The following is an 18,938-nucleotide window of genomic DNA, read 5'->3' as shown; positions in this document are numbered from 1 at the left end:
ATAATTCATAATTAGCCAGATTACATCGGCTCGATGAGGAACAGCGGCTGGTCGTACTCCACGGGCGAAGCGTTGTCGACCATTACTTTCACGATGCGGCCGCGTTGCTCGGCTTCAATCTCGTTGAAGAGCTTCATGGCTTCGATGATACAAATCACCTGACCCTGCTCTACCACGTCGCCCACGCCTACGAAAGGCGGGTTGTCGGGGCTGCTCGAGCGGTAGAACGTGCCAATCATCGGGGCCTTCAGCGCTACGGTGTTGCTGGCGGCCGGAGCCTCGGCGGGCGCAGCGGCCGGAGCGGCCGCCTGTGGGGCCGGAGCGGCTACCGGAGCAGCCTGCGGAGCCGGTGCCGCAGCCGGGGCGGGGGCATGCTGCGCGGGGGCGCCGCCTACGCTCAGCACTTTGGTGTTGGGCTCGCGCTGTACCGAGATTTTAAACTCCTCGGTTTCGATGTTGACTTTGTTCAGACCCGACTTCGCGATGAAGTCGATCAGCTCTTGCAGTTCTTTGGCTTTCATGGCAGCGGGGGAGGGCTTTTGCGGCACCTTGTCCTTATTTGACTCTTTCGACATAAGTGTAGTCGCGGGTGTCGACGCGGATTTTCTGGTCTTGATCGATGAACAGCGGTACCTGGATGCGGGCGCCCGTTTCCACGATGGCCGGCTTCAGGGTGTTGGTAGCCGTGTCGCCGCGCAGGCCCGGCTCGGTGTAGGTAACCACCAGCTCAACAAAAGCGGGTAGTTCGGCCGTGAGGGGCTGTTCGGTTTCGGCGTGGAACAGGATGGTTACTTCCTGGCCTTCCTTCATCAGGTCGGCAAACGGCACCATGGCTTCGGGCAGGGTTACCTGCTCAAAGCTGCTGTTGTCCATGAAGTTGTAACCGTAGTCGTCTTTGTACAGGAATTGGTGGGGGCGCTGCTCTACGCGGGCGGTTTCAACTTTTACACCTGCGTTAAAGGTGTTGTCGATAACCTTACCGGTTTTGATGTTGCGCATTTTGGTGCGCACAAAAGCAGGGCCTTTGCCCGGCTTTACGTGCTGGAATTCCGTGATGACGTGCAGGTCGCCGTTGTAGTTAAGAACGAGACCATTGCGAAAATCCGCGGTGGTTGCCATTGCTGGGGAAAGAAATGTGGGAAATCGAGGTGTTGTGTGGAGAGGCCGGATGGAAACTCCGGATTTTGTACCAACTGCTTAAGTAGCAGTTACTAGGTGTTTTGGATGGAAACAAAACGTGCCGACCCGTTGAGTGGCGGGGCGGCACGTCGGGGGTGCAAGTATAGGAGTTTTCCGCGTCAGGCCGCCCTAGGTCAGGCGTTCTGTGGATCGGGCTTGGGGTCGTAGGCCCATTTCAGGTACAACGAGCCCCAGGTGAAGCCGCCCCCAAACGCCGCGAAAATCAGGTTGTTTCCTTTGCGCAACTGGCTTTCGTAATCGGCCAGGCACAGCGGAATGGTGGCGTTGGTGGTGTTGCCGTACTTCTGAATGTTCAGCATCACCTTATCGGCCCCGATGCCTACGCGCTGCGCCGTGGCATCAATGATGCGCTTGTTGGCCTGGTGTGGCACCAGCCAATCGATGGTATCGGGGGTGAGGCTGTTGCGCTCGGCCACCTGGGCGGCAACATCGGCCATGCCTTTCACGGCGAACTTGTAAACCGTTGCGCCTTCCTGGTACACGAAATGCTCACGGTTGGCAACAGTTTCGGCAGACGGCGGACGGCGCGAGCCACCGGCTTTCTGGTGCAGGAACGGCTCACCCGAACCATCGGAGTGCAGTTCCTGATCGAGCAGACCTAGGCCGTCGGTATTTGGTTCGAGGAGCACGGCCCCGGCGCCGTCGCCGAAGATGATGCAGGTGGCGCGGTCGGAGTAGTCGACGATGCTCGACATCTTGTCGGCGCCTACCACAATTACCTTACGGTAGGTACCGGCCTTGATGAACGAAGCGCCGGTGGCCAGGGCGAACAGGAAGCCCGAGCAGGCCGCCTGCATATCGAAGCTGAAGGCTTTGCTGAGGCCTACGGCCGCCGAAATGATGTTGGCCGTTGCCGGAAACACTAGGTCGGGGGTGGTGGTGGCGCAAATCAGCAGGTCAATATCCTCGGGACGGGTGCCGGTTTTTTGCAGCAACTGCTCAACGGCTTTGATGCCCATCACCGAGGTGCCTTGGTTTTCACCTTTCAGGATGCGACGTTCGGAGATGCCCGTACGGGATTGAATCCATTCGTCGTTCGTCTCAACAAGGGTTTCGAGCTCCTTGTTGGTCAGGACGTAATCGGGTACGTAGGCGCCTACGCCGGTGATGGCAGCGGTCAGCTTCATTGCAAAGGATTAAAAAGCGGCGGAGAGAAACTGGCAAGTAAAACGGCCGCCAAGGTAACAAAAAGTCCGGCCCTCAGGGCCGGACTTACAAGCGAATTTAATTCCGCATTACGATTTGAACGTGCTCTTGATTTGCTCGGCAATGCCCGAGTGGGCCATTTGGTAGCCTTGCAGCAGCATGTTGCAAATGGCCAAGGGCGTGCTTACGCCGTGGCCAATAATAGCGTTGTCGTTGATACCCAGAATGGGCGACCCGCCTACCGACTCGTAATTAAACTTGTCGAAGAAGGGGTCGTGCATGTTGCGGTCAGCCAGCAACTCGTACACCGACTCGGCCATTTTCAGCACAACGTTGCCCGTGAAACCGTCGCACACAATCACGTCGGCTTTGTCGTTGAACAGGTCGCGTCCTTCGATGTTGCCGATAAAGTGAATGTGGGGGTTTACTTTCAGCAGCTGGTGCGCCTGCTGCGTGAGGGTAGTGCCTTTGCCTTCTTCCTCGCCTAGGTTCATGAGGCCCACGGTGGGCTTCTCAATACCCAGCACGTACTGCGCATACAGCGAACCTAGCTCGCCGAATTGCTCCAGCATTTCGGGCTTGCATTCGGCGTTGGCACCTACGTCGAGCATAATGCCAAAGCCGCCGTGCTCCTTCGGAACGAAGTTGGCAATGGCGGGGCGCAGTACACCGGGTACGGGCTTAACGCTGAACATGGCGCCCACCAGCATTGCGCCCGTGTTGCCAGCCGAGCAAAAAGCCTCTACCTCGCCGGCGTGCAGCATCCGGTAACCTACGGCAATGCTCGAGTCCTGCTTTTGTTGGTAGGCTTTGGCCGGGTGCTCACCCATCTGGATGATTTGGGAGGCGTTTACCAGCTCCAGTGCGGCAGCGGCTTCGCCGTGGGCCTCCAATAAGGGCCGCACGGCCTCTTCCTGGCCAATGAGCACGATATGGGCCTTGCCGGCCAGCTTTGCAGCGGCCAGTACGGCGCCGTCCACGGCAGCTTGAGGGGCGAAGTCGCCCCCCATTGCGTCGAGGGCTATTTTCATGAAAGCAGAATGAAGAACAGTCGGCGGTTATAACTGAAACCGGCGGCCGAATGTCGGCCGCCGGTCAGGAAGGAGAGGCTAGGTTATTCCTCGTCGGTTGAAGCGGCGGCCGAAGCTACGGGAGCGTAGTTCTTAACCGCGATTTTACCGTTGAGGTACAGGTCACCGTCCACTACGTAAGCGCGGTGGCGCAGGTGCAGTTCGCCAGTGGTTTGGCAAACAGAAACTGCTTTAGCGTCGAGTTTGTAGTGGGTGCGACGCTTGTCGCGGCGAACGGCGGAGACGCGTCGTTTGGGGTGTGCCATGAGTGAAAGTGGGTATTAAAACAAAAAGAAAAGTGTCAGCAGGAAAAACTAGTTGAGGTTGCGCAGCGCGTTCCAGCGTGGGTCGCCGGCATCCTCGTCGTCATCGTCGTCGTCGGACGCATTGCCCGTCGAGTAGATGAGCTTGGCGTCGGCGTCGGGGTTTTCGTCGGGCTCGTCCTGGAAGCGCGGGTGCAGCTTCTTCATCGGAATAGCCAGCCCGATGTAATCGAAAAAGTGCTGAGCCAGGGGCAGCGTCTGCGTATCGGGCGTGATTTGCAGCACATCCTCGTCGAGCTCGGCCTCGTGGTCGCCGAAGCGCACCAGCAGTTGGTGCGTCACGTCGATGGGCTGATCGTACTCGTCGAGGCTCCGGTCGCAGATGAGCTTCACGGTGCCTTGGATGTGGATATCGAGCACGATGCGCTGCGCGGTTTTATCGAGCGTCACATCGGCCCGCAGCTTGCCGTCCGGAATCAGCGTCTGGTCGAATTGCTCGAAAAAGTCCGTGCCCAGGTCGAAAACGTACTCGTGCGTTTTCTCGCTAAGCGCGGCTATTTGCAAATCGTATTGCGTGTCCTTTTTCACGGGTTGCTTTTTAGCAGGCGGCAAAACTAGCTATTATTTGCCGCACAGGGAATGAAACAGTGGCTTTTAGGCTGAAATCAGGCCTTCTTGAGAATGAACTCGGGGCTGATTCCAAGGCGTTCGTAGAGCTTCTTGGCGAGGTCGAGCGTTACGCGGCGTTTGCCGCTGAGAATCTGCGACAAGCGCCCGGCAGGCACTTCCAAGAGCTCGGCCAGCTCCTTTTGCTTTAGCCGCATCTGCTGCCGCTTCAGCTCGATCATGTCGGCTAGGGTGGCGGGCAGAGTAGGAATTGGCATCAGGCCAAGCTGGTCTTCGTACGCGTCGATGGCAACTACCAGCTCCCGAAATTCTGCTTCCAAGGCCTCGTTGCCCTCAAAACCGGCTGCTACCAAAGCGTCGAGCCGACGCAGCGCAGCTTTGTATTCTGAAGGGTTGTTGAGCGTCATGGAAAAGTAAATCGAGAGAAAGAAGCAATGACCACCTAGGGCACTCAGTCTTTCCGAATGCAAAGGTGGGGAGAAAATTGCAAATCGAAAAATTAAGTTTCGATTTTGGAAAGTTTATTTCGTGCAGGGAAAAGAAAAGCCCCGCTGATCAAATTCAGCGGGGCTTGCGGAAACGTTTCGAAACAGGGAGTGCGCCAGCCACAAAGTGCCCTGGGTGTCCGGTCTTACTTGGTGGCTAACTGCTTATCGGCCGCGCGGTTACGCACCAGGTCGCAGGCCAGGTACAGCGCTTCGCGGAAGGAAGTAGGATCGGCCGCGAATTTGCCGGCCAGTCCGTACGCCGTGCCATGGTCGGGCGAGGTGCGAACCACGGGCAAGCCCGCCGTAAAATTCACCCCACGTTCGAAGGCAATGGTTTTGAACGGGATGAGCCCTTGGTCGTGGTAGAGCGCCAACGTGGCATCGAACTGCTGGTACTGCCGCGTGCCGAAGAAGCCATCGGCCGGGTAGGGGCCGTACACCAGCTGGCCCTCGTTGAGAAACTGCTGAATTACCGGCTGCACCAAATCCTGCTCCTCGCGGCCAAGCAAGCCGTTTTCGCCGGCGTGGGGGTTCAGGCCCAGCACGGCTACCCTAGGTTTCTGAATACCGAAATCCTGGCGCAGCGAATGCAGCAACATCCGCAGCTTGCCGGTGAGCACCTCGGCGGTAAGGCGGGTAGGGACATCCTTCAGCGGAATGTGGCCGGTAGCGGTAGCTACGCGCAGGTTGTCGGCCACCAAAAACATCAGGCTGTCGTTGTTGGTGCTGAAGTGGTGCGCCAGAAACTCGGTGTGGCCCGGGAAGTTGAAGCCTTCGCCCTGGGTGTTGTCTTTGCTGATCGGGGCGGTAACCAATGCATCGATCAGTCCGGCCTTCAAGTCGTTGGCCGCAGCAATCAGCGATAGACGAGCGGCCCGGCCCGAAGCTTCGGTGGGTTGGCCGGGCGTCAGCGCAAAATCTTCGTCCCAGCAGGTAACGGCGTTTATCTTGCCGGCCACGATGTCGGCCGCCTCGCGCACCTGGCGGAAAGCCAGCGGGGTGTGGTTTTTATCCTGCGGAAAATCGTCGAAAAGCGTAGCGGCCGTGCCGTACACTACCGGCGTGCAGAAACGCAGGATGCGCGCATCCTGCAGCGTGCGGTAGATGATTTCCGGACCGATGCCGGCCAGGTCGCCGGTACTAATGCCAATGCGGGGAAGCATTTTGGGAAGGAGGGTTAGACGGAAAACTCCCCTCCGCAGTTGAGGAGGGGATGCCAGGCCGCAGGCCTGGCTGGGGTGGTCGAAGGCGTTCGGGCCGTTGGGGCCGACAGAATGATTTTGCTGCTGGGTCGTTCAACATCAGCAACGATTGTCAACCACCCCCGTTGCGCCGGTGGCGCAACATCCCCTCCTCAGCTGAGGAGGGGAGTTTTTTGGGCGGCTACAGGCGGCTCGTCAGGAATGAGTACAACAGCCGCACGGCCGTGCCGGTGCCGTTTTTACCGCGGTACGAGTCGGGGGCGGTGAGGAAAGCGGGGCCGGCAATGTCGAGGTGAATCCAGGGGTAGCCTTCGGTAAAGCGCTCGAGGAACTTGCCGGCCGAAATGGCGCCGGCTTCGGCTTTGCCCAGGTTGTTGATGTCGGCAATATCGCTCTTGATGTGCTCGGCGTACTCGTCCCACAGCGGGAACTCCACAATGCGCTCGTGCGTGCGGCGGCCTGCGGCAGCCAGCTCGCGCATTACGTCTTCATCGGCAGTGCCCATAGCTACAATGCCTTCCTTGCCGATAGCCCGGGCCGCGGAGCCCGTAAGCGTAGCTGCGTCGATTACGAGTTGGGGCTCGTATTTCTTGGCGAAGTGCAGCGCATCGGCCAAAATCAGGCGGCCTTCGGCATCGGTGTTGAGCACTTCTACTGTGAGCCCGCTGTGCATCGTGAGCACGTCGCCGGGGGCGTAGGCGGGGCCGCCGGGGCGGTTGTCGGTAGCGGGTACGAGGGCAATTACGTGCAGCGGCACCTGGTTTTTGGCCAAGGCATACATTACGCCCGTCATGGCAGCGGCGCCGGCCATATCGCACTTCATCATGTCCATCGAAGCGGGCGTGGGCTTCAGGCTCAGGCCACCCGTATCGAACACCACGCCTTTGCCCACCAGCACGAAAGGCTTTTCGTTGCGGGCACCCTCGGGCTTCCACTCCATAATGGTGAAAGTGGGCGGCTCGGGGCTGCCTTGGTTTACGGCCAGCAAACCACCCATGCGCAGCGCTTCGATGCGAGCCTGGTCGAGGATTTCGGTGTGGTAGCCGGCGTCTTCGCCCGCGGCGGCCATTTGCTCGGCAAACATGGTAGCCGTGAGCTTATTCTGCGGCATGTTCACGAGGTCGCGGGCAAGCGTAACACCCAGGAGCAGGTTCTCCAGCTCGCGCACCTTGGTTTCCTCCTCGTTCACCAGCACCACCCGGAACAACTCGGGCGCTTGCTTCGATTTCTCGTCGGTTTTGTAGCCCTCAAACTGATACGCCGTGAGGTACAAGCCCTCGGCCAACGACAAGGCGGCTTGCTTATCGGCCGAGAGGTTGAGGATGTGCAGCTCCTTTACGCGAGCGGTTTTTAGCTTGGCGTGCAGCTGGTTGCCGCTACGGCGCAGTTGTTCGGCGTTGAGGTCGGCGGTTTTCTTATCGGCTGCCACTACCACGTACACCCGGTGGGTGTAGAGGTTCACCGCAAATAGCTTTTCATCGGCAGCAAGCTGCGCGTTGGCGTAGGTAAGGGCGGCTTCGGGTAGTTCAGGGGCTTGGCTCGGCAGGGCTTTGGTGCCAGCGGGCAAAATCAGAACAACGTCGGCAGTGCCCTGGGGCAGCGCAGCAGCGGTGGCGAGGTGTAGTGGCATAGGGGGAAATCTAGCTTTGGCGCGCAAGTTATCGGGTTATGCGTTACCGGCCGCGCCTCGGGTTCGGCAGCCCCGGCGGGGCTTTCGTACTTTTGCCGGCCAATCCTATACGCGAAGCTTGCCTTCGTGCCCATGCCTGTGGAACGCGTCACCCCGAAAAAGCACCTAGGCCAGCACTTTCTGGCCGATCTGAACATCTCCCGCCGAATTGCCGAATCGTTGCAGCTGCCTGATGGCGTGCGCCACGTGCTGGAAGTGGGCCCCGGCATGGGCGTGCTGACGCAGTTTTTGCTGGAGCGCACGGCCGACTACGAAACCACGGTAATTGAAATCGACCGCGAATCGGTGGCCTACCTGCAGCAGCACTTTCCGGCGCTGGAGGGGCGCATCCTGTCGGCCGACTTTCTGCGGCAAGACCTAGGCCAACTGTTCCCCGACAAGCCCCTGGCCGTTATCGGCAACTTCCCCTATAACATCAGCTCGCAGATTTACTTTAAGGTGCTGGAGCACCGCCAGCAAGTGCGCGAGTGCGTGGGCATGATTCAGAAGGAAGTAGCCGAACGCATTGCCGCCAAGCCGGGCTCCAAAACGTACGGCATTCTGAGTGTGCTGGTGCAGGCTTTTTACGACACCGAATACCTGTTTACGGTGGGGCCGCACGTGTTTGTGCCGCCGCCCAAGGTGCAAAGCGCGGTGCTGCGCCTCACGCGAAACCAGGTACAGCAGCTTGAGTGCGACGAAAAGCTGTTCTTTCAGGTAGTAAAGCAAGCCTTTAACACCCGTCGCAAAACCCTGCGCAACTGCCTCAAGCCAATGGGTATGCCGGCCGAGGCCATGACGGATGCCATCTTCGACAAGCGGGCCGAGCAGCTGAGCGTGCAGGACTTTATCGGCCTGACGCAGCGCGTAATGGCGGCGCGCAGCGCCTAGGTTGCGCACAAGCGTACTTTCGTTCGTAGTTCCACCAAGTCGAGTTTGCCGTGATACGTTGCCTGGTAATTGATGAAATGCATTCCTCGCTTAAAAGCCTGTTGCGCGAGGTAGGAGTGCAGATCGATTACGAACCCGATTTATTGCCCGCCGAGGTGCCCGCTGCCTTGGCCGAAAAGCCCTACGAAGGGCTGATTGTGCGCTCCAAGGTGCGCGTGACGGCCGAGCTGCTGCGCCACGGCAAACACCTGCGCTTCGTGGCCCGGGCCGGCGCCGGCGTCGACAACATCGACGTGGCGGCGTTGGAGGCGGCCGGCATCTCGCTCATCAACGCCCCCGAAGGCAACTCCCAGGCCGTGGGCGAGTTTGCGGTGGGTTTGCTGCTGAGCCTGCTGCGCAAAGTAGCCTCGGCCGATGTGGAGGTGCGCCGCGGCGAGTGGCAGCGCGAAGCCAACCGCGGCTACGAGCTGCAGGCCCGCACCGTAGGCATTATCGGCTGCGGGCACATGGGGCGCAGCTTTGCGCGCTGCCTGCGCGGGTTTGGCTGCGAGGTGCTGGGCTACGACAACGACCCCGCCGTGCAGCCCACCGACTACCTGCCGTTGGTTTCGCTCGAGGAGCTGCAGCAGCGTTGCGACGTGCTGAGCGCGCACATCCCGTACTCGGCGGCCAACCACAACTTCATCAACGAAGCGTTGCTGCGCGGTTTCCGGCGGCCCTTGTGGTTGCTGAACACGGCCCGCGGCGAAGTGCTCGACCACGCCGCCCTGGTGCAGCTGCTGCGCGAAGGCAAGCTGCGCGGCGCCGCCCTCGATGTGCTCGAAAACGAACGCCTGGGTGCGCTCAAGCCCGAGCAGCAGGCCCGCTTCGAGTACCTGCGCAAGGCCAGCAACGTGGTGCTCACGCCGCACGTAGGCGGCTGGACGCACGAGTCGTACCACCGCATCAACGACGTGCTGGCGCGCAAAATTGAGGCGTTCCTGCGCAGCGCGTAGCTGGCCCGCACAAAGCAGCTGCGCGCTACCTAGGGCACGTAGCTGCCGAGCTGGGTTTGCGAGGGGCTCTTGCGCACAGTGGTTGCCGTTTCGTATATTTGCTGATGCCTGTTCGGGAGAACGGCCGGCACCGCCGGCCGTTCTCCTTGTTTTTTTACCTGTTTGCCCACCACTCATTGTCATGGCTGTCAACTATTATACCCCCGAAGGCTTGCAAAGGCTGAAGGATGAACTGCAGGATCTGAAAATCCGCGGCCGGGCCGAGGCAGCCCGCCAGCTGGCGGAAGCACGCGACAAAGGTGACCTGAGCGAAAACGCGGAGTACGACGCGGCCAAAGAAGCCCAAGGCCACCTCGAGCTGAAGATTTCGAAGTTGGAGGAGGTTATCGGCAACGCCCGCATCCTCGACGAAACCAACCTCGATACCAGCAAGGTGCTCATCATGAGCAAAGTGAAGCTGAAGAACCTCAAGAACAACGCCGTGCTCGACTACGTGCTGGTTGCTGAAGAGGAAGCTAACCTGGCCGCTGGTAAAATCTCGGTGAAGTCGCCGATTGGCAAAGGTTTGCTGGGCAAATCGGCCGGCGACGTGGCCGAAATCACCGTGCCCGCCGGCAAGCTGCACTTCGAGATTCTGGAGGTTTCGCGTTAAGCAACTCAGCTGCATTGCCCTGGGTGGTGCAGCCCCTACATAATGGCATTTGCGAGGCGCGGCTGGTCTGGGAAGACCGGCCGCGTTTTTTTGCGCCCGTTGGGTAGCGGTGCCGCGCCTAACGCCGGAAACTTCCTAGCTTCACCGCGACGGGCCATTCGGCTCGTATCACGTGTCATCCGTTATAAAACGCCCGAAAATGCCGTCTATTTTCTCCCGCATTGTGGCCGGCGAGCTGCCCGCCTACAAAGTAGTCGAGGACGAACACCACCTGGCTTTTCTCGACATCACGCCCCTGGTAGAAGGCCACACGTTGGTAATTCCCAAGCGCGAAGTTGATTACATCTTCGATTTGCCGGCCGACGAGCTGGCTGCCCTGCACCAATTCGCGCAGCGCGTAGCCAAGGGCCTGAAGGAAGCCGTGCCGTGCCGCCGCATTGGGGTGGCCGTAATTGGCCTGGAGGTGCCGCACGCCCACATCCACCTGATTCCGATGCACCGCGTGTCGGACATGAACTTCGCCAACGAGAAAATTAAGGTGCGCGAAGAGCGCATGAAGGAGTTGGCGGCGGCCATTTCGGCGAAGGTGACCGAAACGAGCGGCGGCGCCCTAGGTGCCCAACCGGCTTCGGCAGCCAGCCACCAGGCCCCGCAAACGGCCCAAGCCGACGGCGTTGCCGATGCAATGGTGGAGCAATTGCGCACCCTCACCGAAGGGCTGTATTTCATGAGCGAGTCGGAGTCGGTGCTGACGCCCGTGAGCTATACCCTTCCTGCCGGGTTTCAGCTAAGCCCCGAAAACGTGTTGCCGCTGCTGGGCCACTCGCCGGCCGGCGCCAAAGTAGAAACCCAGGAGCTGACGTACTTTCTGCGCAACCACACCGCCGACCAGGGCGTGCTCGGCAACGTGGAGCTGGCCAACCGCTTTAAGGCCCTGCAAATGTTTATGAAGCAGGAGCTCGAAGACACGCAGGTGTACCGCGTGGGCAGCGGCTCGCAGATAGAGGCGTACGCCCTGGGCAAGACCTCCGAAGGCAAGCTGGCAGGCTTCAAAACCATCCTTATCGAGACCTAAACCCAACCCGACAGGCTGCGCCCCTAGGTGCTGGCTACTCGGTAGTAGTTGAACAACCGCCCCGGCCGGAACACCCGCTTTTGGCGACACTCCGCTATTTGCCTTAGCCCAACGCAAGCGCAAAAAGCCCGACGTGCAGAAGCCAATGTTCCGGCCGGGGCGGTTTTGGTGCTGTATTTCCTTTATCCCTTATTCATGATTCGTAATCTATTGCGGCGTTTGCCTCTTCTGGCAGCGGTGCTTATGCTGAGCCACGCGGCGCTTGCCATCAAGCCGCTGCGCAAGTATTACCAAACGCCCGATTCGGTAGGCATGGCTTACCAGCCAATCCGCATCAGCACCCCCGATAAGCTGCAACTGCAAGCCTGGGACTGCCCGCCCGCGGCGGGGCCCGATAAGCGCACCACCATTGTGCTGGCCAACGGCGACGCAGGCAACATGGGCGGCTGGGTGCACATGGCCAAGGAGCTAACCACCCAGGGCTACCGCGTGCTGCTATTCGATTACCGCGGTTTCGGCCAAAGCGACGAGTTTGCAATTGACCAGGAGCGCCTGTACTACAACGAGTTTGCCGACGACCTAGGCGCCGCACTGGCTTATGCCCGCCGGCAGCACCCGCGCAACCGCACCGGAATATTGGCATTCTCCATGGGCACCATCATGGCCACCAAAGTAGCCGCGCGCGAAAAGCTCGATTTCCTGATTGGCGAGGGCTACGTAGCCGACCCGATCTGGCACGTCGAGAATATCAAGCAGCTGAAGGACAAGACGGTTACCCTGCCGGCCGACGCCGAGCGGTACCAACAATTGCTGCCGCGTATAGGCTGCCCCATGCTGTTGGTGGCCGGCACTACCGATGCGTTTACGCCGTTGGCTCACTCGGAGCAAGTGGTAAACGCGGCTACCGGCAAGCAAGTACGCCGCTTGGTGAAGTTTGAAGGCGGCCACCTCCAAGGCTCGGCCAAGCTAAGCCAGCAGCGCTACGCCGATGCCTACGTGCAGATGATTAGTGATTTCATAACAGAAACTAGCTCGAAAGCCAAGCGGCGCAAAGCCTAAGCCCGCTTCTGCGTATGCTACCGGAAGCCAACCACGGCCTTGGTTGGGTTATTGCATGTGCGCGTGCAGCAACCCGTGGCTACCCAGCGTGTACCGATGAGCAACGTGCCCAACACCCCCAATGAGCTTGACCTGCAGGTGCCGCATGGGCTGCTGGGCATGCCGCGGTATTTGCGCATCAGTGGCAATGCGCTGAGTTACAGCGGCGGAAAATGGGTTGGCAGTAAGTCGTACGAGTGGCTGCTGAGCGAGGTGGCGGGCGTGCGCTTCGGGCATCAGCTGCTGGTGTTTTACCGCTACAAGTTTGGCAACAGCTACACCGTGGAGCTGCGCCACCAGTCGGGCGAGGTGCTGCGCATCCGGATGTACTCGTTTGATGCGGCCGAAGACGACGAGGATTGGGACCGGTACGAGCAGATACTGGCCGCCTTGGAACAGCCCGTTTTCGAGCGGCTCGAGGAGCACGCCCTGCGCAGCATCGGGGCCGGCGAAACGGTGCTGCTGGCCGGCGTGGCCGTAAATCACCGAGGGCTCAGCTGGGCCGTGGATCAGCAGCTCAGTTGGGCCGATTGCGACTTGCTGCAAACCCCGCATTCCTTTACGCTTAACTCGCGGCAAAACAGCCGTTTATTCACGACAATCAGCTATCAGCGCGAGTGGAACGCGGGGGTACTGCTGTCGGTTATTCAGGCGCTGCTAAAAAAACAGTCGGCCTCGTACTGTTGAGTTAACTAATTCAGATATTATTGCACTTTCATAAGTGTTTCGTTGTAATCATTAAGCGTACTGTACCTCTTTGTTTATGTTGAAAGCATTAGTTCTGGTGCTGAGCCTGGCGGCCTTCAGTGCAACCACCGGCCTCGCGCAGTCGGGCACCGCTGCCGGGGCACCGGCCGTGGCCGCCGCCCCGGCGGCTCCCAGCCCCGCCGAGGTAGAGGCCTTCATCAAGGCTCAAACCACCAAAGGCGGTGAGCTCGACTTTAGCCAGATGCTGGCGTCGCGCAAGCAAACCATGTTCCTGCACCAGGGCGCCATGTACAACAAGCAGGAGTACGCGCTGGTGCTGTGGGGTATGCGCGTAAAGGCCCTGGGCGTGCCCACTGCCGAAAAAGCCTGCGCCCTGTTTGCCGCTGCCAACAACCGCCCCATCAGCAGCGCCGAAAAACAGGCCCTGACCAGCGGTTTCGATAGCACCATCCGCGAATAACCGCTGGCGCCTCCATCATCAAAAAGCCCGAAACAGTACCAGCTGTTTCGGGCTTTTTGTTTGCGTGGCACCTAGGGCGGCTAGCGGGTTGGGCCGTTGTCGACGCGAGCCTCCAGGCGCTCCTGCACCTCGGAGGGCAGTTTGCTGAGCAAATCGAGGCCGGTGGCGTTTTCGATAGCGTCGACGCTGACGCGGTAGCGGCTCCAATCGGGGTTCACGGCGTTGTCGTTGGGCGTATCGATGGCCACGAGGCGGGCTTGGCCGCTGGCAATGCGCTGCAGATCGTTGCCGCCCTCGGGCAGCACCACCAGTACCTTCCACACGCGCTTGGGCACGGTTACGCGGCCTTGGTCGAGGGTGGTGGCGGGGCCGTTGGTGCCGGTGCCACCTTTGCCGTAGCTGCCCATCAGCACGTACACCTCGTTGCCGGCTTTCACCAGGTCGCGCGAGTACTCCTCCAGGCTGTTCCAGGTGCGCTGGTTGTTCATCGGCGCCTGCGGAATCATGTTGGTCATCAGGAAGGTAGCCGAGTTATCGTCCAAGTCGTAACTGCGGTCGGCGGAGGGGCAGTTGTGGCCGCGGTCGAAGCCTGAGCCTGAGTAGGAGCGGGGCGTAACCTGGTACCAGCCGCGGGGCAGGGCCGGGTCGGGGCGAAAATCGTCCTGGCGCGGGGCGGAGCCCATCCAGGCTTTGCTCAGGTGCCACATTACCCAGTTCGGAATGCCCCGGTCGCGCGAGTAGCTCAGCACAAACTGCGGCTTCTGCATCAGGTAGTTGTTGGGCGAGGCCGTGGGGTTGCTGGTGGCGCCGCTGGGGTTGCCTAGGTCGAGCGGGTTGTCGCGGCCCGAGGCAGCCGAGCTGGTGCGGCTTGGGGCCGGGGTAGCAACCGGGGTGCGGCTTGGTTGGGCCGGGCTGCTGGGCGATGTTGCCACGTTGGGCGCGCTGCCGCCGCGGTACGGCTCCACGGTAAAGTCGTCGATGTTCAGGCGGTCGTCGCCGCCGTCTACTTTCCGGATTTCGAGGCGCAGCGGGCCGGGGCGGTTTACCGCTACCTCGGTGGTGATGCCGGCGCCTTCTACTTTCACCTCGGTGCCTACGGGTTGCCAGGTGCGGCCACGGTCGTTGCTTAGCCACAGCTGCCAGCGCACCGAGCCATCGCGGCCGTAGCTGGCGTTGAACACGCGCACGCGGCCCGCGCCGCCGCCCAGGTCGAAGCGCATTTGGGCGCGGCCTTTGCCGCGGAGGCGCAGGGCTTTGGTGCCGTGTTTATGGTCTTGCTCAGAGGTGCCAATCAGCGCATCGTCGAGCAGCCAGGTGCCCGAAGTCAATTGCTCGTCGCCGCTGGCGTACGAGCCTTTGCTGCCGGCCTCGAACGTTTCGGTAAGGGTACGGGCCGTGCTCTGCACCGGCAAGGCAGTGGTTTCGGTGCTGGCATCAGGGTTAGCCTGAACAACGGCCGTGTTCGAAGCCGAATCATCGGACTTCTGGAGGCACGCGGCCAAAGCTCCGCTGAGCAGCAGGCCGGAAAGAAGGGGAGAGGCGGTAAGACGCATGAGCGAAGGTATCAAGGGAAAGCAACCCGGCAACTAGGCCGAGGCAGGCTTTGTGGCAGCCCAACCATATTACGCTAGGGCTGCGGCTGCCGATTGCCTAATTTGCGGCTTGGAGCAACGGGGTTATGGCAGTTTTATTCACAAGTCCGGTTCGTACGGCGCGGGTAGCCGTGGCGCATTTGTTTGCCACCGGTGCCTATCGCCCCGATACCAAACATGGCTTGTTGCACCTAGGGGTGCTGCCGCTGGAGCCCGGCGCCGAGGTGCAGCAATGGCTGCTCAACCCCGAGCGCGACTACTCGGCCGCCGTAAGCACCGCTAGCGGCGTAGCCAACGCCCGCGCCAAGGAAGCACCCACCTGGGCCGAAGTGGCCGCAGAGGCCCAAGCGGCCCTAGGTGCGTTCGATGCCTTGCTGATTATGGACCGCGCTGGGCAGTCCTCGCCCGAGCGGCTGTGGCTGGAGCAGCACGTGCTGGCCGGCATGGCCAAGCCACCCATGTGCGTGGGCCTCGATGAGCTGCTGGCGTTCTTTCTGCCTAGCGAAGTGCTCGACGATGCCGACGAGCTGCTCGAGAAGCTAGTGGTGCAGGATAAAGCCTTCAGCGAAAAGCTCGGCTACGCCAAGCGCAACGACGAGGGCGCCGTGCCCCAGCTGCCTTTTTTGCTGCACGCCATGCGCCGGGCAGTGCGCCGCGTGCTCGAGAGCTTGTTGCAGCCCCAAGGCCAACCCGGGCAGCAATGGCTACCCGGCTACACCCTGCTGGATGCGGTAATCAGCCTCGCCCCGCGCCGACCCGAGCTGCGCGCTTTTCGGCTGCTACGAGCCCTGGCGCAGCAACCCGATTGCTGCGACGACACCGCCCGCCGCGACAAGCCTAACGCCCCCAACCGCCTGCCGCTGCCACCGCCGCAACCCGCCTGGCCGCAGCCCGAGCAAATGGCGCTGCTCCTCAATAACTACCTGGCCCGTTGGCGCGACAAAGCCGACGACAGCGCCGCGCCCGAGCTGGGCCTAGGTGATGTATCGGAGCAGCAGGTAGAGGAGGCGTTCGAGCAGCTGGCCAAGCGCATGAGCAGCGGCAAGAGCACCTTTCAGCCGCGCCCGCAGCAGCTGGAGTTTGCCCGATTTGTGGCGCGTGCGGTGGGCCGCCGCGGTGCTTATGCCATTGAGGCCGGCACGGGTACGGGTAAAACGTTCGGCTACCTGGTGCCGTCGTTAGAGTACCTGCGCCACGCGCCTGAGGCCTTGGTGGTAGTGGCTACCTCTACCAAAAACCTGCAAGAGCAGATGCGCCAAGGCGAATTGCCGGCGCTGCTGCGCGAAGCCGATGGCTGCCGCACGGCCCGCTACAAAGCCATTCGTACGGCTACGCTCAAGGGCAAAAACTGCTACTTGTGCGTGGAGGCGCTCGGCCGGGCGTTCGACGATTGCCTGGGTCGCGGGGCTGAATGGCCGGCGGCGCTGGCGTGGTTTTACCTGGCCCTGCGCCTGCGCGACACCGAAGGCGAAATCGAAGGCATTGCCCGCCCGCTGAGCGCCCATCCGCAGCTCGGACCGGCATTGCGGCAGCTGCTGCGGCGCATAACCGCCGACCGCGCTTGCCGCCATGGCGCCTTGCCCGGCCGCAAAGCCTGCGTGTATCCGGCTCACCGCCTGCGGGCCGAGCAAGCCAATCTGCTCATCGTCAACCACCACAAATTAGCCTTGCTGCCGCCGAAAGTGGTGGAGCGAGCCACTGTGTGCATCATCGACGAGGCCGACCGCTTTCCGGATAACTTCCGCTCGGCGCTGGCCCGCAGCCTCGATGCCCGCGAGCTGCACGACGAGCTATTGGAGCCGTTGCTGCACGGCCAGCCAATGCCCAACCGAAACGCCCGCCAAACCGCTGAAGAACCCGAGGCCCCAACCAAAGCCCTGCGCCGCTCCGAGCCCTTCCTGAACCAGCTGCGTGAGCGGCTGCGCGACGAGGAAGAAGCCCTGTGGCGGCAAGTGCCCGTGGCCGATCAGCCCGGCCCCGACGATGCCAGTCGCGCCGCTTACGAGGCCGTTGAGGAAGCCCGCTTGGAGGAACTAGGGGCCAAGGTGGCGCTGCTCGAGCAAGTGGCCGAGCTGATGCGCGAAACCCCCGCAGCCCTCGACGCCCGCCAAACCGCCGATGCGGCCTGGATGCGCTACGCCATTGAGGCCGCGCCCTACCGCCGCCGCCAGGCCGTGCGCACCGCGCTGCACGCCCTTACCGAAGCCGCCGTGCCGTTGCAGGAGTCGTTGGTGGCCCTAGGTGCCGTGAGCAGTCAGTTTCAGAACAAGGGCGGGAGGCCGGCCGCATTACCGTTCCCGCTCGGCGAAACCCACTGGCACGACAACGTGCGCGTGGAGCAACCCGGCCGCGCGCCGCTGGTGCGGCCCTTCCACCGGGAGCTGGTGGCGGCGCTGCCCCCGCTGAGTGCCCCGCTCAAAACCTCGGCTAAGCACCTAGGGCAAGTGCGCCGGCACCTGGCCGTGGCCCTGAACATCAACCTGACCGAAGACGAAGACGGCGCGCCCATCAGCGACGACGACGATGCCGGCGCCAGCAACTACGACGAACGCCTGTGCCGCCGCACCGAGCGTTTCGCCGAAATAGCGGAGGGCCAGGCCGATGTGCTGGAGCGTTTGCTGGAAGAATTTCCGTGCCGCGAATTTGTGCCCGTGGTAGTGCGCGAGGCCGAAGCCAACGGCCTGGGTTGGCAGCTGGTGCGGCAGCCCTACGCCCTGTGGCCTTACCTGGGCGCCACACCTGACCCCGAAACCGGCGAGCCGCTTCAGCAAGCCCCCAACGAAACCTCCGAAGCGTACACCAAGCGCCTGCTGGCCGCCCGCGCTGCCTTGCGCCGCCTGAGCGGCGAGCCGGCTACGCCGCTGTTCGATCAGTTTCGGACGGTGGTATTTACCTCGGCCACGCTCTACGTCGAAAACCACCTGGGCTACTTCCGGCAGCTGCTCGATATGCGCGTACCCTTCGTGGCCGAGCAGCGCATCCTGCCCATTTTCGACTACGACAACCCCAAGGCCGAGCCGGTGCTGGGCGGCGTGCCTACGTACCTGCCCATGTTCCGGGCCAGCGCGCCGCCGCAGGAGCGCCGCGCCTGGTGCGAGGCCCAGCTGCGCACCTTGTTGCCGCTGCTGATTACGCTGGAAGGCCGCACGCTGGTGCTGTTTACCTCCAACGAGGAAATGCGCTACGCCGCCGATTGGCTGGAGCCCCGCCTGGCCGAGCACGATATTGAGCTGCTGATGCAAAACGGCGCCAGCCAGTGGGAAATCCGCCGTTTCCGGCGCGTCGAGCAAACCGTGCTCCTAGGTGTCGACCGCATGTGGACGGGCGTCGACTTTGCCGGGCCCACGTTGTCGCAGGTGGTGGTGTGGCGGTTGCCGTTTCCGTCGTTGGGCGAACCGCTCATCAGCCACCGCAAACGCTACGAGGCCGACGAAACTTTCTGGGGGCAGTTTTACCGGCCCGCCGCTCGCCTGAAGCTGCGGCAAGGCTTTGGCCGCCTGGTACGCCGTCAGCGCGACCGGGGCGCGTTCATCATCCTCGACCGCCGCGTGGCCGCTGCGTTTTATGCCGATGTGCTGGCGGAGTTCGAGCTGAAGGACTTCCAGCACTTCAGCTCGCCCGAGCGGCTGCTCGAGCAAACCACCGGCCCCTTGCTGCACCTGCTCCGGCTGGGCGAAGATTTTAAGCGGCGCGAGCTGAGCGTGGAGCGCTTGCTGGAGCTGAGCCGCGGCTGGTACCCCGAGCTGGTGTAGGAGCGAGGCAACGAAGTGGGTAAAACCCGCGTCGTTACGGCCCTTGCCGG

18 protein-coding genes are annotated in these 18,938 nt (G+C 61.7%); 8 read left to right on the top strand and 10 right to left on the bottom strand.

Going from position 1 to position 18,938, the window contains the following annotated elements; genetic code table 11:
- Nucleotides 1–20 precede the first annotated feature (20 nt).
- The 9 genes from accB to OIS50_RS06835 all read right to left on the bottom strand — a co-directional run bounded on the left by accB (nt 21) and on the right by OIS50_RS06835 (nt 7,626).
- Complete coding sequence (accB, locus tag OIS50_RS06875) at nt 21–521, bottom strand: acetyl-CoA carboxylase biotin carboxyl carrier protein (protein ID WP_264693578.1); 501 nt, start codon at nt 519–521, stop codon at nt 21–23.
- A 34-nt stretch (nt 522–555) separates the two neighbouring features.
- Entirely contained in the window at nt 556–1,119 is a 564-nt protein-coding gene (gene efp / locus OIS50_RS06870; protein WP_059071146.1) for an elongation factor P, read from the bottom strand.
- A 194-nt stretch (nt 1,120–1,313) separates the two neighbouring features.
- Nucleotides 1,314–2,327: a beta-ketoacyl-ACP synthase III gene (locus tag OIS50_RS06865; protein WP_264693577.1), complete on the bottom strand. Its 1,014-nt coding sequence runs from the start codon at nt 2,325–2,327 to the stop codon at nt 1,314–1,316.
- Nucleotides 2,328–2,435: 108 nt separating this feature from the next.
- Nucleotides 2,436–3,377 (bottom strand): phosphate acyltransferase PlsX, encoded by a 942-nt coding sequence (gene plsX, locus OIS50_RS06860; protein ID WP_264693576.1) that lies wholly within the window; start codon nt 3,375–3,377, stop codon nt 2,436–2,438.
- Nucleotides 3,378–3,460: 83 nt separating this feature from the next.
- Nucleotides 3,461–3,682, bottom strand: coding sequence for a 50S ribosomal protein L32 (rpmF, locus tag OIS50_RS06855; RefSeq protein ID WP_059071149.1), 222 nt, complete (start codon nt 3,680–3,682; stop codon nt 3,461–3,463).
- Nucleotides 3,683–3,730: 48 nt separating this feature from the next.
- Nucleotides 3,731–4,267, bottom strand: a complete 537-nt coding sequence (locus OIS50_RS06850) for a YceD family protein (RefSeq protein WP_264693575.1) — start codon at nt 4,265–4,267, stop codon at nt 3,731–3,733.
- 77 nt (nt 4,268–4,344) lie between these two features.
- Nucleotides 4,345–4,776, bottom strand: coding sequence for a helix-turn-helix domain-containing protein (locus OIS50_RS06845; RefSeq protein ID WP_264693574.1), 432 nt, complete (start codon nt 4,774–4,776; stop codon nt 4,345–4,347).
- A 161-nt stretch (nt 4,777–4,937) separates the two neighbouring features.
- Nucleotides 4,938–5,957, bottom strand: a complete 1,020-nt coding sequence (gene pdxA / locus OIS50_RS06840; protein WP_264693573.1) for a 4-hydroxythreonine-4-phosphate dehydrogenase PdxA — start codon at nt 5,955–5,957, stop codon at nt 4,938–4,940.
- Between the two features lie 220 nt (nt 5,958–6,177).
- Nucleotides 6,178–7,626 carry a leucyl aminopeptidase family protein gene (locus OIS50_RS06835; protein WP_264693572.1) on the bottom strand — a complete coding sequence of 483 codons (1,449 nt, stop codon included), beginning with the start codon at nt 7,624–7,626 and terminating at the stop codon, nt 6,178–6,180.
- 138 nt (nt 7,627–7,764) lie between these two features.
- On the opposite strand from OIS50_RS06835, the gene rsmA reads away from it, so the two are divergent.
- From rsmA to OIS50_RS06795, 7 genes are all read left to right on the top strand, one after another.
- On the top strand, nt 7,765–8,556 hold the full coding sequence (gene rsmA / locus OIS50_RS06830; RefSeq protein ID WP_264693571.1) for a 16S rRNA (adenine(1518)-N(6)/adenine(1519)-N(6))-dimethyltransferase RsmA: 792 nt from the start codon (nt 7,765–7,767) through the stop codon (nt 8,554–8,556).
- A gap of 50 nt (nt 8,557–8,606) precedes the next feature.
- The gene (locus tag OIS50_RS06825) at nt 8,607–9,551 is read left to right on the top strand and encodes an NAD(P)-dependent oxidoreductase (RefSeq protein ID WP_264693570.1); all 945 of its coding nucleotides are present in this window, start codon (nt 8,607–8,609) and stop codon (nt 9,549–9,551) included.
- Between the two features lie 181 nt (nt 9,552–9,732).
- Entirely contained in the window at nt 9,733–10,203 is a 471-nt protein-coding gene (gene greA / locus OIS50_RS06820; protein ID WP_059071155.1) for a transcription elongation factor GreA, read from the top strand.
- Nucleotides 10,204–10,402: 199 nt separating this feature from the next.
- On the top strand, nt 10,403–11,278 hold the full coding sequence (locus tag OIS50_RS20515) for a nuclease A inhibitor family protein (protein ID WP_319805324.1): 876 nt from the start codon (nt 10,403–10,405) through the stop codon (nt 11,276–11,278).
- A 195-nt stretch (nt 11,279–11,473) separates the two neighbouring features.
- The gene (locus OIS50_RS06805; protein WP_264693569.1) at nt 11,474–12,337 is read left to right on the top strand and encodes an alpha/beta hydrolase; all 864 of its coding nucleotides are present in this window, start codon (nt 11,474–11,476) and stop codon (nt 12,335–12,337) included.
- A 75-nt stretch (nt 12,338–12,412) separates the two neighbouring features.
- Nucleotides 12,413–13,063 (top strand): hypothetical protein, encoded by a 651-nt coding sequence (locus OIS50_RS06800; RefSeq protein ID WP_264693568.1) that lies wholly within the window; start codon nt 12,413–12,415, stop codon nt 13,061–13,063.
- Nucleotides 13,064–13,139: 76 nt separating this feature from the next.
- The gene (locus tag OIS50_RS06795; RefSeq protein WP_264693567.1) at nt 13,140–13,544 is read left to right on the top strand and encodes a hypothetical protein; all 405 of its coding nucleotides are present in this window, start codon (nt 13,140–13,142) and stop codon (nt 13,542–13,544) included.
- Between the two features lie 80 nt (nt 13,545–13,624).
- Here the strand turns inward: OIS50_RS06795 and OIS50_RS06790 are convergent, their stop codons facing one another.
- A complete protein-coding gene (locus tag OIS50_RS06790; protein WP_264693566.1) occupies nt 13,625–15,097 on the bottom strand; it encodes a DNA/RNA non-specific endonuclease in 1,473 nt (490 codons plus the stop codon).
- A gap of 125 nt (nt 15,098–15,222) precedes the next feature.
- Between OIS50_RS06790 and OIS50_RS06785 the strand changes: the two genes are divergently transcribed.
- Nucleotides 15,223–18,888: an ATP-dependent DNA helicase gene (locus tag OIS50_RS06785; protein ID WP_264693565.1), complete on the top strand. Its 3,666-nt coding sequence runs from the start codon at nt 15,223–15,225 to the stop codon at nt 18,886–18,888.
- The last annotated feature ends 50 nt before the right edge of the window (nt 18,889–18,938 follow it).

This window comes from Hymenobacter sp. YIM 151858-1 (genome assembly GCF_025979705.1).
Taxonomy (GTDB): domain Bacteria; phylum Bacteroidota; class Bacteroidia; order Cytophagales; family Hymenobacteraceae; genus Solirubrum.
This window is presented reverse-complemented; position numbering and strand designations above follow the sequence as displayed.

Bases quoted from the DNA above. Each gene is read 5' to 3' on its own strand.
- accB (WP_264693578.1), bottom strand. From the start codon at position 521: ATGAAAGCCAAAGAACTGCAAGAGCTGATCGACTTCATCGCGAAGTCG.
- efp (WP_059071146.1), bottom strand. From the start codon at position 1,119: ATGGCAACCACCGCGGATTTTCGCAATGGTCTCGTTCTTAACTACAAC.
- OIS50_RS06865 (WP_264693577.1), bottom strand. From the start codon at position 2,327: ATGAAGCTGACCGCTGCCATCACCGGCGTAGGCGCCTACGTACCCGAT.
- plsX (WP_264693576.1), bottom strand. From the start codon at position 3,377: ATGAAAATAGCCCTCGACGCAATGGGGGGCGACTTCGCCCCTCAAGCT.
- rpmF (WP_059071149.1), bottom strand. From the start codon at position 3,682: ATGGCACACCCCAAACGACGCGTCTCCGCCGTTCGCCGCGACAAGCGT.
- pdxA (WP_264693573.1), bottom strand. From the start codon at position 5,957: ATGCTTCCCCGCATTGGCATTAGTACCGGCGACCTGGCCGGCATCGGT.
- OIS50_RS06835 (WP_264693572.1), bottom strand. From the start codon at position 7,626: ATGCCACTACACCTCGCCACCGCTGCTGCGCTGCCCCAGGGCACTGCC.
- greA (WP_059071155.1), top strand. From the start codon at position 9,733: ATGGCTGTCAACTATTATACCCCCGAAGGCTTGCAAAGGCTGAAGGAT.
- OIS50_RS20515 (WP_319805324.1), top strand. From the start codon at position 10,403: ATGCCGTCTATTTTCTCCCGCATTGTGGCCGGCGAGCTGCCCGCCTAC.
- OIS50_RS06805 (WP_264693569.1), top strand. From the start codon at position 11,474: ATGATTCGTAATCTATTGCGGCGTTTGCCTCTTCTGGCAGCGGTGCTT.
- OIS50_RS06795 (WP_264693567.1), top strand. From the start codon at position 13,140: ATGTTGAAAGCATTAGTTCTGGTGCTGAGCCTGGCGGCCTTCAGTGCA.
- OIS50_RS06790 (WP_264693566.1), bottom strand. From the start codon at position 15,097: ATGCGTCTTACCGCCTCTCCCCTTCTTTCCGGCCTGCTGCTCAGCGGA.
- OIS50_RS06785 (WP_264693565.1), top strand. From the start codon at position 15,223: ATGGCAGTTTTATTCACAAGTCCGGTTCGTACGGCGCGGGTAGCCGTG.